Source organism: uncultured Roseibium sp. (assembly GCF_947496995.1).
GTDB lineage: Bacteria > Pseudomonadota > Alphaproteobacteria > Rhizobiales > Stappiaceae > Roseibium.
On sequence record NZ_CANMFD010000001.1, the window covers coordinates 1,028,437 to 1,041,313 of the forward strand.

The following is a 12,877-nucleotide window of genomic DNA, read 5'->3' on the forward strand; positions in this document are numbered from 1 at the left end:
AGAGGCCTGCCTGGCTGACCGGGAGGTTTCAGGAGTGCATTCCCGGAAGCAGTCTGCGTTCGAGCGAACGCAGACTGCCATTGCACGAGGACCACCGGCGCGCCGTTGACAAGCAGCGTCCGGCGCCAGCGGGCCCCGCCGCCCTGGCAGAGTGCGGCAAAGCCGAGATAGGCCGAAGGCGCGCCCATTTCGGCCGTTCAACTGCAAGGGGGCATTGTATGATAGCTGCCGTTCGTTGCACGGTGACGGAAAGCCTGAAGTGGGCGGAGAGCGGGAATTCGCTGCGGTCCAAACGAATGACCAAAAAGTGGCCGGGAGGGGACTGGCAGCTGCAATGTAGTGAAACTGGAAAGCGGCCATTCGCTCCCGCTGTCGCGCAAAATTTGCCAAAGAAGCTTTTTCTAATCGGCTCTTCCGGTAGAATTACGGCACAAGTCGCAATCGGGAGATTCGTTGAGTGCAACTTTCGTTCAAACAACCGCACCTATCCATATCGGCGTTCCCAGATATTGAACTCCCCCCCTTTTCCGTAATCGTTGGCCTGAACGGCAGTGGAAAAAGCCATCTGTTGCAGGCTATACAGAATGGTAGCGTATCTAATTCGATCGTGGCGGCACCGCTCGGCCGCACTGGCAGAGTCAACTCCAATATAAAGCTGCTTGGTCAGAATGATCGCGTCCTTGATCTCGGCAAGGCTTATAATACTGCCCAGAACAGCGTGGCGGCCCCCGCTAACATCACAACGGAATCGTTCGAACGAGCACGGCTTAGACTCTTGGCGCCGCATCAGGCAGCGCTTGAAGATGCAGCGAACCAAAAGATCGAAGAGATTTTGCAGCCTGGAGAAGATGTTTGGCGGCTTGGAACGACGGAGGTCGCAAATAGGTTAGGTGAAGCGGACGTTGGTCGGATCGAAGCTATTTTTGCCGCAGCGGAGCAAGCGCTAACATCCATTGATAGCGCTCAGAAAAGGAAACCTCGCAAGGAGGAAATAGATCAAGCCCAAATGGTGGAGGTGGTGCGGAGGGTCGCAGAGAAGATTAGCATCTCACCATTGCAGGTGGACATCACGCAGATGAAGTTGTTCGCGCCATGGGGCAATACGGATCAGTTCTCCGCCAACCTGCCGCTATTGTTCGGCAAGTATCGCGACGTTCTGTTGCGAAACAGGCTTCAACGATTGGAGGACAATGAACAAGGCATAGAAAGCGCTATTCGCGAAGAAGATTTTATCGCGAACTTTGGCAGTCGTCCATGGGATCAGATCAACGATACCCTTGCTGCGTTCGCGCTGCCGTACGAATTTACACCGCCGAGCCTTAACGATTTCGCCACGGTAACCGTGAAACTCACAAAGGTTGGCACGGACAAAGTTGTAAGCCCACAAAATCTGTCTTCAGGTGAGAAGGTCCTGCTGCAATTTGCAATCTCTTCATTCCACTACGATGAGGATTTCATATCCGTGTCGCGACCGAAGATTCTTCTTCTTGACGAGATGGACGCTTCACTTCACCCAGAAATGGTGAACAGGTGGCTTAGGGCGATTCAGCACGGCTTGGTCGAGGCGCAGGGTCTTAATTGCATAATAACGACCCACTCGCCCACCACGGTTGCGCTCGCCCCCGAAGAGTCTTTGTTCGAGATGAAGGATGGGAGCTCAGGGCTGGCAAAGATTGCCAAGCGGGAAGCGCTGAACAAGCTCACATACGGCGTCCCGACACTTTCGATTAACTATACAGGTCGTCGCCAGGTTTTCGCTGAAAGCGATACAGACGCCGCGATCTATGAGAGTGTTTATGCGCTCATCAAGTCGCATATTTGCTGCGAAAGGGATTTGAACTTCATCTCCACTGGCCTGCGTGACAAGGACAACGGCGAAATCAACGCCGGCTGCACGATTGTCAAGCAAACCGTCGAACGTCTAGCCGATTTGGGTAACTCATCGATCTTTGGCATTGTCGATTGGGATGGCGAAGCCCATTCCACCGATCGGATCAAGGTCGTGGCTGGCGGCGAACGAAATGGTATCGAGAACGTGCTTCTCGATCCTCTTCTAATGGCGCTGCTCCTGATGAAAGAGCGGCGCCTACCGAAAGGGTTTGAGGATATTGACCGCTTTACGGGAGCACCAAGCCTTAAACCTCCTGAACTTCAACGGCTGATTGACGCGATCCAAACTGTCGTATTTCCTTACGAGACGGAGCGCGTGGAAGTTTCCTATCTTAGTGGAGCAAAGAGCGAAGTCCTCCGCGCCTATCTCAGGGCTGACGACCATGAGCTCGAAGATAATCTCGCCGAAAAGTTTCCTGTACTCAAAAAATGGAAAAACAGAGGTCGGGGCGAACTCGTTAAGGCCGTGATTGAGCATGTTCTATCGGAGCACTCGCTATTTTGCCCCGTTGCATTGCCAAAGGTTTTTGAAGCCATCGCGAATGCCGCTACCTAATCTTCCGGCATCAGCAGATTAAACGACGGCCTTTAGCTTACAATTTGCCAAAGTCAATTCTGACTTCAGATGATGTGCAGTGGCCTGGGAGGCTTGTCCGCTATCAGGACTTTCATCTGAAGCCATGAATGACAGATATGGGGGCGCGAAGCCGCCTTCCATTGAGACCACGGCCTATGTCCGCTCCGGGCCGGAAGTTACAGTGGACCAGCTCTGTGCAAATTCCGCGTAGGTAACTTGTGTATTCGCAAGCCGCCAGTCAGCAGTCGGCACCTTTCCGGTCATTCGTTCTCAGCGCAATGAACGCCTTCTGCCGGCATTCCGCTTCCTCGGTGCGATGCTCGTTGAACGTCCGGATGTAACCTTGGCCGACAGCTCAGGAAAAAGTCGAAAAATAAAACGCCTGCCGTAAAAAGCCGGCCGTCCCCGTCTGCTGGGGAACCGGCCGGCCTCCGATATCAGCCCAGCAGGCCATCCCGTTTCAGGACCTGGAAGGTGTCGTCGAGGGTTTTCTCGACGGTCTTCACGAGGAGATCCGCCTCTTCGTGCGTGAGCACCAGCGGCGGGGAGATGATCATGCTGTCGCGCACCGCGCGCATCACCATGCCGTTTTCGAAGGAAATGTCACGGCAGAGGGTGCCGGCCGTGCCCGCATCGCGGAACGGTTTGTGCGGGTTGGTCTTGTCCGGCACCAGTTCCAGCGCGCCGAGGAGGCCGGTCATCCGCGCTTCGCCGACCAGCGGATGCCCGGCGAGCTTCAGCCAGCGCTCCTTGAGATAGGGGCCGATGTCGTTTTTCACCCGGTCGACAAGGCCTTCGCGCTCGATGATCTCCAGATTGGCGAGCGCCGCCGCCGCGCAGGCCGGGTGTCCTGAATACGTATAGCCGTGGTAGAATTCGCCGCCGGCAAGCATCAGCCCCTCGGCCACCCGGTCGGACACCAGAACGCCGCCCATCGGCAGGTAGCCGGAGGTCAACCCCTTGGCGATCGGCATCAGGTCCGGCTCCATGCCGTAATAGTCTGACCCGAACCATTCGCCCATGCGGCCGAAGCCGCAGATCACTTCGTCGGAAACAAACAGGATATCGCGTTCCTTGAGGATGCGGCGGATCTCCGGCCAGTAGCTGTCCGGTGGAATGATCACGCCGCCCGCACCCTGGATCGGTTCGGCGATGAAGGCCGCGATCTTGTCTTCGCCGATCTCGTCGATGGTCTGTTCCAGCTTCCGGGCGGTGAGAATGCCGAATTCATCCGGATCCATCTCATGGCCTTCGCCGAACCAGTAAGGCTGGTCGATATGATAGACGCCGGGAAGCGGCAGGTCGCCCTGGGCGTGCATTGCCTTCATGCCGCCAAGACTGGTCCCGGCCAGTGTCGACCCGTGATAGCCGTTCCAGCGCCCGATGATCCCTTTCTTGTCCGGCTTGCCGAGCTTGTCCCAATAGGTGCGCACCATGCGGAACACGGTGTCGTTGGCCTCTGAGCCGGAGGAACAGTAAAACACCCTGTTGATGTGCGCTGGCGCGAGGCTGGCAAGCTTTTCCGAAAGCGCGACGGCGGGCGGATGGGTCGTCTTGAAGAAGGTGTTGTAATAGGACAGTTCGACCATCTGCTTGTGCACGGCATCGGCGATCTCGGTGCGCCCGTGGCCCACCTGCACGCACCACAGGCCTGCCATCCCGTCGAGGATCTTCTTGCCTTCCGAATCCTGCAGCCACACGCCGTCGGCACTGGTGATGATCCGGGTGCCTTCCGCATTCAGCGACTTCATGTCGGAGAAGGGATGCCAGTGATGGGCGGCGTCAAGGTCCTGCAGGGCCTTGGTCGGATAGAGGTTGGAATGGGCCGTCATGGCGGAAACTCCGGATAGTGTTGAACGGGATCAGACGTTGAGCAGGAGGTATTCCCGCTCCCATGGGCTGATCACGGACATGAAGGTTTCGAATTCTTCGTATTTGATCGCCCGGTAGGTGGCGACGAACTTCTCGCCGAACACCTCGATCATCTCGTCGGCTTTTTCGAATTTTCCGAGAGCCTCGGGCAGGCCGCGCGGCAGGGATCTGGCCCTGTCGGTACAGTCGTCGGCCTTCGGGGAATCCGGTTTCAATCCGTTGACGATGCCCAGGTAGCCGCAGGCCAGGCTTGCGGCGATGGCCAGATACGGATTGGCGTCAGAGCCCGGAATGCGGTTTTCCAGCCGCCGGGCCTGCGCGTTCGAATAAGGCACGCGCAGCCCCACGGTCCGGTTGTCGTATCCCCAGTAGACATTGACCGGCGCGGTCGAGGTTTTCGAGAACCGCCGATAGGAGTTCACGAAAGGCGCCATGATGCAGGACACCTTTGGCAGATATTTCTGGTGGCCGGCGATGAAGGATAGGAAAAGCGGCGTTTCCTCGCCGTTTTCTCCGGCAAATATGTTCAGTCCGGTTTCCTTGTCGACCACCGACTGGTGGATATGCATGGCCGAGCCGGGCTGGTTCGACATCGGCTTGGACATGAAGGTGGCATACATTTCATGCCGCAGCGCGGCTTCACGGATCGTGCGCTTGAACAGGAAGACCTGGTCCGCCAGGGCCAGCGGATTGCCGTGGCGCAGGTTGATCTCCATCTGCGCGGCGCCTTCCTCGTGGATCATGGTATCGATCTCGAGGCCCTGCTGTTCCGACAGGTCGTAGATGTCGTCGATAAGATCGTCGAATTCATTCAGCGCGGAAATGGAATAGGACTGGCGGCCGACTTCCGGACGGCCTGAGCGGCCCCGCGGCGGCTCGAGCGGGTAGTCCGGATCGGTGTTGGGCCGCACCAGGTAGAATTCGATTTCCGGGGCGATGACCGGTTCCCAGCCCTTGTCCTCATAGAGTTTCAGAACCCGCTTCAGGACATTGCGCGGCGCGGTTTCAAGCGGATCGCCTTCGCGCGTATAGGCATCGTGAATGAGCTGGGCCGTCGGATCGGTTTCCCAGGGCACCGTGGTTAGCGTGCTGTAGTCCGGCCGGAAATACAGGTCGCCGTCCGTGGCGTTATGCTGGAAGCGGTCGTCGTCCTCCGGATAGTCTCCGGAAATCGTCTGGGCGAAAATGGAGGCGGGCATGGTCATCACCGGACCGGAAAAGAACTTTCCGGTCGGCATCATCTTGCCGCGCGCGACACCAGCGATATCGGGAACGATGCACTCGATGTCCTGAATGTTGCGCGCATTCAGCCATTCCCGTGCGGCATCGACATCCGGCACGCCGCGCAGGCTGTCCGACGGATTCTGGATTTCACTGGCAGGTGCGTCTGCAGTCACGGGAGGCTCCAATTGTTGGTCGCCGGAAAGGAAAACCGTCCGGGACGATGGCCGATCACCAATCCTGTGTCCGGCGCTTTGCAAGTCAGCAGAATTTTGTGATCACAAAATGACACGGGACGGGAAAGGGATCAACAGCTCATGCGCCGGCGAGAATTTCCTTACCCAACAACCCCATGCCCTGGGAGATATCGGCAGCGATGGCGGTGCGCAAGGCCTGTTTGTCACCCAGTTCGACCGCCCGGATGGCTTCCTTGTGCCGGTCGACCAGACTGGCCGTGCCGACCCGGCCGTAGACCGTGCGCATGAAAGGGGCGAATTGCAGCCACAGGCTGTCGATCAGGGGCAGCAGAACCTTCGAGGCGGTCGCCCGGTAGATGCTGAAATGGAAGGCGTGGTTCAACCGCATATAGGCCTCCGCATCGCCGCTGACGAGGCATTCGTCGATATCGTTGTCGATGGATTGCAGGTTGGCTGCATCGCCGGCGGTCAGGTGGGGGAGGGCCAGTTCGGCAAGTTCCGGCTCCAGCAGAAGGCGTGCCTTGAGCACCTCGTCGAAACGGGCCGGCGTCATGTCCGGCACCTGGACGCGGCCGTTGGGTTTGACTTCCAGGGCATTTTCCGCCGCAAGCCGCTGGAGCACCTCGCGCACCGGCATCGGGCTGACACCGAGTTCCGCCGCAAGCCCCCGGATCGTCACCGCTTTTCCGGGAATGAAGCGCCCCGCCAGCAGGCCAGTCCGGATCGCCACATCCACCTGTTCACGGGTCGCGCCGCGTGAGGTTGCTTGACCGGTCGCGGTCTTTGTCGGTCCGGATTTCAGAGCGGTACGGCGAAGTGGCAATGATGTGGTCCTCGCACGGTGATAAAGATGGTTTTGCGTGATCCGCCTTGACAGGCTCAGGGGAAAGTGATCACATTTTTGGAAAGCAAGCAAACAAAAGTGGACTGCCGGTCAACAAACGCGTTCCGGTCAGGGCCAACCGATACAGGGGCAAACAGACTCTCAATGAACGAGCTTCCCCACCAGACACTTGAACACCCAGCCGAACCTGGATGGAAGGCGGACTTCAACGCCTTCATGGCCGAGCATCCGGACCTGGACACGCTGGAAGTTGTCCTGCCCGACACCAACGGCGTCCTGCGCGGCAAGTGGTTGCCCGGCAAGGCGTTGCCGAAGGTGTTCGAAGGCGGCGTCGCCTTTCCCTATTCGCTTTTCGGGCTGGATGTCTGGGGCCGCGAGGTCGAGTCCACCGGCATGCATCTGGAGACGGGCGACAAGGACGGCGTCTGCTGGCCGATTCCTGAATCCCTGAAGCTCGTGCCCTGGGCTGATCGCAAGACCGCCCAGGTGCTGCTGTCCATGTACGACCGGGACGGGCAACCCTTTCCCGCCGATCCGCGTCACGTCCTCAACACCACGGTTGAGCGGCTGAAGGACGAGTTCGGCGTCACGGCAACCTGTGCCTTCGAACTGGAGTTCTACCTGTTCGAGGAAAGCGACGGCGACTGGACGGAGCAGCCGACGCCGCTGTTTTCAACGCACCTGGGTCCCGCCCGCCAGAACATGTATGCGCTCTCCGACCTGGAAGCGCTGCTGCCAGTAGTCGACGATCTGCGCAGGGCCTGCGAGGCCCAGGGCATTCCGGCCGATGCCGCCGTGTCCGAAGCGGCGCCGGGCCAGTTCGAGCTGAACCTGCATCACCGGCGCGATCCGCTGTTGGCGGCCGACGACGTGGTGCTGCTGCGCAGGCTGGTGGCCGGTGTCGCCCGCAAGCACAAGCTCAAGGCCTCCTTCATGGCCAAGCCCTTCGTGCAATGGCCGGGCAACGGGATGCATGTGCATGTCTCCATGGAGGACGCAAAAGGCAATCTATTCGCCGATCCCGACAAGGGCGGCGAACAGCTCGGTTACGTTATCAACGGTCTGTTGAAGACAATGCCGGAGGCCCTGCTGCTGTTCATCTCCACCTTCAACGGCTTCCGCCGCATGCAGCCGGGATCCTATGCTCCGGCGTCGATCTGCTGGGGCTATGACAACCGCTCGGTCGCCCTGCGCGTCCCGGCCTCCACGCCGGAAGCGGCGCGCGTCGAACATCGCATCGCCGGCGCGGACGCCAATCCTTACCTGGTGCTGACCGGCATTCTCGAAGGCATGATGGAAGGCCTGCGGCTGAAGAAGGACCCGCCGGCCCCGATTGCCGGCAATGCCTATGAAAAGCGCAGGAAACGCCTCACGCCATGGATGGATGAGGCCATCGATGCCTTCGAGGCGTCCAAGCTGATGAAAAAAGCGGTCGGCAAGGAGATGCACAAGGTGCTGACCGAGATCAAGCGGGAAGAACTGAACGAATTCGGGCGGGAGATTTCTTCTCTGGAACGTCAGACCTATTTGTGATGCAGCCACTGCCCAAAATCGGCGCTGGACAAAAAACCGGACCGCCGTCAAAGTTCAGGAAAGACCAGTCAGGACAAGTGTCTACGGCTGTATGCAATCAACGAACAGGACCAAAACAGGGTCACCGAAAATCTCTGAAGGGGAGTTACAATATGTCACTGAAATCCATTTTGACCGGTGCTGCCGCGCTCAGCCTCTTGGGCGGCGCGGCATTCGCCCAGGACCGGGAAGTCAGGGTCTATAACTGGTCCGACTATATCGACGAGTCGATCCTCGAGGACTTTACCAAGGAAACCGGTATCGAAGTCGTCTATGACGTCTTCGACAGCAACGAAGTGCTTGAAACCAAGCTGCTGGCCGGCGGAACCGGCTACGATATCGTCGTGCCGACCGGTACCTTCCTCGCGCGTCAGATCCAGGCAGGCGTGTTCGCCGAACTCGACAAGTCCAAGCTGCCCAATCTTTCCAACATGTGGACGGACATCGAGGAGCGGGTCCAGAAGTACGATCCGGACAACGCTCACTCCATCAACTACATGTGGGGCACCACCGGCCTCGGTTACAACGTCGAGAAGGTGAAGGCCGCTCTCGGCGAGGATGCACCGGTCGACAGCTGGGACCTCTTCTTCAAGCCGGAGAACATGGAAAAGCTGGCGGATTGCGGCGTCCATGTTCTGGATGCTCCGACGGAGCTGTTCCCGGCCGCGCTCAAGTATCTCGGGCTCGACCCGGACAGCAAGGATCCGGCGGAAATCGAGAAGGCCGGTGAGCTGCTCATGACCATCCGCCCCTATGTGCAGAAGTTCCATTCATCCGAATACATCAACGCTCTGGCCAACGGCGACATCTGCCTGGCGATCGGCTGGTCCGGTGATGTTCTGCAGGCCCGTGACCGCGCGGCGGAAGCCGATAACGGCGTGACCGTGGAATACTCCATCCCGAAGGAAGGCGCGCTGATGTGGTTCGACCAGATGGCGATCCCGGCCGACGCGCCGCACAGCGAGGAAGCGCATGAGTTCCTGAACTACATCATGCGTCCGGACGTCATGGCGAAGGCCTCCAACTACGTCTATTACGCCAATGGCAACAAGGCGTCCCAGGAACTCCTCAACGACGATGTCATCGGTGATCCGGCGATCTATCCGAGCGAAGAGGCGGTGAAGAACCTTTACACCGTGACCTCCTATCCGCCGAAGGTGAACCGGATTGTCACCCGCACCTGGACAACGGTGAAAAGCGGCCAGTAGGTCCTTGAGGCAGGACCGGGCTTTCACCGCAAAGCCCGGTCGGCCGATGACTTCAGAATTCTCTTAGGGGTGGGGATTGTCTTGGCGAAGAAATCGATCGGACCTGTACGGCGGGAGTTCACTCCGTGGGAAACGCCGGACCATCCACCCTTCATCGAATTCCGCAATGTCACCAAGATGTTCGGTGACTTCACGGCCGTCGACAATCTCTCCCTGAAAATCTATGAACGCGAGTTTTTCGCGCTGCTCGGCGGCTCGGGGTGCGGCAAGACGACCCTGATGCGCATGCTGGCCGGGTTCGAAGCGCCGACGGCGGGGCAGATCTTTCTTGACGGACAGGATCTTGCCGGCATCCCGGCTTTCCGCCGTCCCTCCAACATGATGTTCCAGTCCTACGCGCTGTTCCCGCACATGAGTGTCGAAAAGAACATCGCCTTCGGCCTGAAACAGGACAAGCTGGATGCCGCGGAGATCCGCGACCGCGTTGCGGAAATGCTGCGGCTGACCAAGCTGGAACAGTTCGCCAAGCGCAAACCGCATCAGCTTTCCGGTGGCCAGCGCCAGCGCGTCGCCCTGGCCCGGTCCCTGGCAAAACGTCCCAAGGTTCTGCTGCTGGACGAACCGCTGGGCGCCCTCGACAGAAAGCTGCGCGAGGAGACCCAGTTCGAGCTGATGAACATCCAGGAAGAACTGAAGACCACTTTCCTGATTGTCACCCATGACCAGGAGGAGGCGATGACCGTCGCCGACCGGATCGCGGTGATGGACAAGGGAAAACTGGTTCAGGTGGCGACACCGGCGGAAATCTACGAAGCGCCGAATTCCCGGTTCGTGGCCGACTTCATCGGCGACGTGAACCTCATCGAGGCCAAGGTTTCGCGAAAGTCCGGCGAGGGCACCCTGCTTGAATCCGTCTGCGAAGGGTTTGCCATAGAGACAAACCAGGAAACCGATGCCGGTATCGGCGACCGGGTCTGGTATGCTATCCGCCCCGAAAAAGTCCGCATCGCGCACGGCCGCCGCGATCAGGACGCCGCCAACCAGATCGATGGTCTCGTCTGGGACATTGCCTATCTCGGCGACGTTTCCATCATCCATTCCAAGGTAGGCGAGTCCGAAAAGGATACCATCCTGCGGGCCACCTTCGCCAATGTCTCGCGCATGGTGGACAATCCCATCACCTGGGATGACGAGGTCGTGCTTTCCTTCGACCGCGACGCCGGCGTCATTTTGAGGGGGTGAGGCACGATGGATGAACCCGTCCCCGTAAGAAGAACCCTTGGAGGCTGGGCGCTGATCGCGGTGCCCTATGTGTGGCTGCTGATCTTCTTCCTGGCGCCGTTCCTGATCGTCTTCAAGATTTCTCTCTCGCAGATAGCGGTCGCCATTCCGCCTTATATCCCGACTTTCGATCTTGCCTCCGGCTGGCAGGCCTTTTTCGAAAAGCTGGGTGAGCTGTCGTTCGAAAACTATCTCTGGCTGACACAGGATGACCTCTACTGGAAATCCTACATCTCCTCGGTCATCATTGCCGGCATCTCGACGCTGCTGACGTTGGTCATCGGCTATCCGATCGCCTACGGCATGGCCCGCAGTCCCCAGTCGCTTCGCCCGACGCTGCTGATGCTGGTGATCCTGCCCTTCTGGACCAGCTTCCTGATCCGCGTCTATGCCTGGATCGGCATCCTCAAGAATGAAGGTCTGCTCAATCAGCTGCTGCTGACGCTGGGTATAATCGACGAGCCTCTGGTCATTCTCAACACCAACATGGCGGTCTATATCGGCATCGTCTATTCCTACCTGCCGTTTCTGGTCCTGCCGCTCTACGCAAGCCTTGAGCGGCTCGACGGCAGCCTGCTGGAAGCCGCCGAGGATCTCGGCTGCCCGCCCTGGCTGGCCTTCTGGAAGATAACCCTGCCTCTTTCGCTTCCCGGGGTGATCGCCGGCTGTTTCCTGGTCTTCATTCCCGCCGTCGGCGAGTTCGTCATCCCCGATCTGCTCGGAGGTTCCGATACGCTGATGATCGGCAAGACGCTGTGGACCGAGTTCTTCAACAACCGTGACTGGCCGGTCTCTTCCGCCGTGGCCGTGATCCTGCTGATGATCCTGGTGATCCCGATCATCCTCTTCCAGAACCAGCAGCAGAAAATTGCGGAGAAAGAGGCATGACGCGCGGCCCTTCCTGGTTCAATGTCACGTCTCTCGTGGTGGGCTTTTCTTTCCTCTACCTGCCCATCGTTCTCCTGGTGATCTACTCCTTCAACAAGAGCCGGCTTGTCACGGTCTGGGGCGGGTTCTCGGTCGAATGGTACGTGTCTCTGCTCCACAACGAGCAGCTTCTGGACGCAGCCTGGGTGACGCTCAGGGTGGCTTTCGTCTCCGCCAGCGTCGCGACGGTGCTCGGCACGGCGGCGGCTCTCGTTCTGGTACGCTCCGGCCGCTTCTTCGGGCGCTCGCTGTTCTCCGGCATGATCTTCGCACCGCTGGTGATGCCCGAAGTCATCCTCGGCCTGTCGCTGCTGCTGCTGTTCGTGGCGATGGACCAGTCGCGGGGCTTCTGGACCGTGATCCTGGCGCACACCACCTTCGCCATGTGTTACGTGGCCGTTGTCGTGCAGTCGCGGCTTGTGGGCTTCGACAAGTCTATCGAGGAGGCGGCGGAAGACCTCGGTTGTCCGCCGGTCAAGACGTTCTTCCTGATCACCCTGCCGATCATACTGCCGGGCGTCGTTGCCGGCTGGATGCTGGCCTTCACCCTGTCCCTCGACGATCTGGTCGTTGCCAGCTTCACCACAGGTCCGGGGGCGACGACCCTGCCGATGAAGATCTATTCCCAGGTCAGGCTCGGCGTGACGCCGGAAATCAATGCCGTGTGCACCATTCTCGTTGTGCTGGTCACCATCGGCGTGATTGCAGCTTCCCTTGCGACCCGGCGGCAGCAGGTTCAAAAGGAACGGGACGAGCGCACGGCGTTCGGGGCGGAGGGTTGACGCCTCAGCATACCGAGCTCAGGTGCTTGGCGGCTTGAACAGATAGATTATCAGCCAGACGGGCACGACGATGAAGGCACCGACGATCATGTTCGGGATGGCCCAGTCGATGAAGAGATTGAGATAGACCCACAGCGCCATGGGGCTGAGGCCGACAAACCCCAGAATGTCTTCCGCCGAAATATCGATGAGAGACAGCCCCGCACCGACGAGCAGTGAAATGACCGCGATCTTGATAACTGTCGACAGGAACTGGTACACGGGCCGTGGTATCTTTCTTGAAGGCGTTCTTAGCCGGTGAAAAACTCTTAACATATTCTGCCCGGCAGAAAACCGGGGAGACGTCCGCGCCGACGATAGTTCCCTTCGCATGGAATTATCGACCGCCCGGCTGCTGACGGTGCGTTCATGTTTTTCGCTGCAATGCATCAAAGAGATCTTGACCGGAAGGGGGCAAGCGGTAAATGTGCCGCTCATGCGCCTAACGACACGGATTGGGAGTGACA

10 protein-coding genes are annotated in these 12,877 nt (G+C 59.1%); 6 read left to right on the plus strand and 4 right to left on the minus strand.

Features of this window, described 5'->3' with window-relative positions; translation table 11 throughout:
* The first annotated feature begins 457 nt into the window (after positions 1-457).
* The gene (locus Q1B40_RS04660; RefSeq protein ID WP_299810725.1) at positions 458-2,446 is read left to right on the plus strand and encodes an AAA family ATPase; all 1,989 of its coding nucleotides are present in this window, start codon (positions 458-460) and stop codon (positions 2,444-2,446) included.
* Positions 2,447-2,904: 458 nt separating this feature from the next.
* Here the strand turns inward: Q1B40_RS04660 and Q1B40_RS04665 are convergent, their stop codons facing one another.
* The 3 genes from Q1B40_RS04665 to Q1B40_RS04675 all read right to left on the minus strand — a co-directional run bounded on the left by Q1B40_RS04665 (position 2,905) and on the right by Q1B40_RS04675 (position 6,580).
* Complete coding sequence (locus Q1B40_RS04665) at positions 2,905-4,299, minus strand: aspartate aminotransferase family protein (protein WP_299810728.1); 1,395 nt, start codon at positions 4,297-4,299, stop codon at positions 2,905-2,907.
* 30 nt (positions 4,300-4,329) lie between these two features.
* On the minus strand, positions 4,330-5,736 hold the full coding sequence (locus tag Q1B40_RS04670; protein ID WP_299810730.1) for a glutamine synthetase family protein: 1,407 nt from the start codon (positions 5,734-5,736) through the stop codon (positions 4,330-4,332).
* Between the two features lie 139 nt (positions 5,737-5,875).
* On the minus strand, positions 5,876-6,580 hold the full coding sequence (locus tag Q1B40_RS04675) for a GntR family transcriptional regulator (protein WP_299810733.1): 705 nt from the start codon (positions 6,578-6,580) through the stop codon (positions 5,876-5,878).
* Positions 6,581-6,745: 165 nt separating this feature from the next.
* Between Q1B40_RS04675 and Q1B40_RS04680 the strand changes: the two genes are divergently transcribed.
* The 5 genes from Q1B40_RS04680 (at position 6,746) to Q1B40_RS04700 (ending at position 12,371) form a co-directional block, all read left to right on the plus strand.
* Entirely contained in the window at positions 6,746-8,134 is a 1,389-nt protein-coding gene (locus tag Q1B40_RS04680; protein ID WP_299810734.1) for a glutamine synthetase family protein, read from the plus strand.
* 152 nt (positions 8,135-8,286) lie between these two features.
* On the plus strand, positions 8,287-9,381 hold the full coding sequence (locus tag Q1B40_RS04685) for a polyamine ABC transporter substrate-binding protein (protein ID WP_299810736.1): 1,095 nt from the start codon (positions 8,287-8,289) through the stop codon (positions 9,379-9,381).
* 81 nt (positions 9,382-9,462) lie between these two features.
* Positions 9,463-10,623, plus strand: a complete 1,161-nt coding sequence (locus Q1B40_RS04690; protein WP_299810739.1) for an ABC transporter ATP-binding protein — start codon at positions 9,463-9,465, stop codon at positions 10,621-10,623.
* 6 nt (positions 10,624-10,629) lie between these two features.
* Positions 10,630-11,550 carry an ABC transporter permease subunit gene (locus tag Q1B40_RS04695; RefSeq protein WP_299810742.1) on the plus strand — a complete coding sequence of 307 codons (921 nt, stop codon included), beginning with the start codon at positions 10,630-10,632 and terminating at the stop codon, positions 11,548-11,550.
* Positions 11,547-12,371 carry an ABC transporter permease gene (locus Q1B40_RS04700; protein WP_299810745.1) on the plus strand — a complete coding sequence of 275 codons (825 nt, stop codon included), beginning with the start codon at positions 11,547-11,549 and terminating at the stop codon, positions 12,369-12,371. Before Q1B40_RS04695 ends, Q1B40_RS04700 begins: the two co-directional genes overlap by 4 nt.
* 18 nt (positions 12,372-12,389) lie before the next feature.
* Here Q1B40_RS04700 and Q1B40_RS04705 read toward each other — a convergent pair whose 3' ends face one another.
* Complete coding sequence (locus Q1B40_RS04705; RefSeq protein WP_299810748.1) at positions 12,390-12,632, minus strand: DUF6460 domain-containing protein; 243 nt, start codon at positions 12,630-12,632, stop codon at positions 12,390-12,392.
* Positions 12,633-12,877: the final 245 nt, after the last annotated feature.

Coding starts and splice junctions, on each gene's coding strand:
- Q1B40_RS04685 (WP_299810736.1), top strand. CDS start 8,287: ATGTCACTGAAATCCATTTTGACCGGTGCTGCCGCGCTCAGCCTCTTG.
- Q1B40_RS04700 (WP_299810745.1), top strand. CDS start 11,547: ATGACGCGCGGCCCTTCCTGGTTCAATGTCACGTCTCTCGTGGTGGGC.
- Q1B40_RS04665 (WP_299810728.1), bottom strand. CDS start 4,299: ATGACGGCCCATTCCAACCTCTATCCGACCAAGGCCCTGCAGGACCTT.
- Q1B40_RS04680 (WP_299810734.1), top strand. CDS start 6,746: ATGAACGAGCTTCCCCACCAGACACTTGAACACCCAGCCGAACCTGGA.
- Q1B40_RS04695 (WP_299810742.1), top strand. CDS start 10,630: ATGGATGAACCCGTCCCCGTAAGAAGAACCCTTGGAGGCTGGGCGCTG.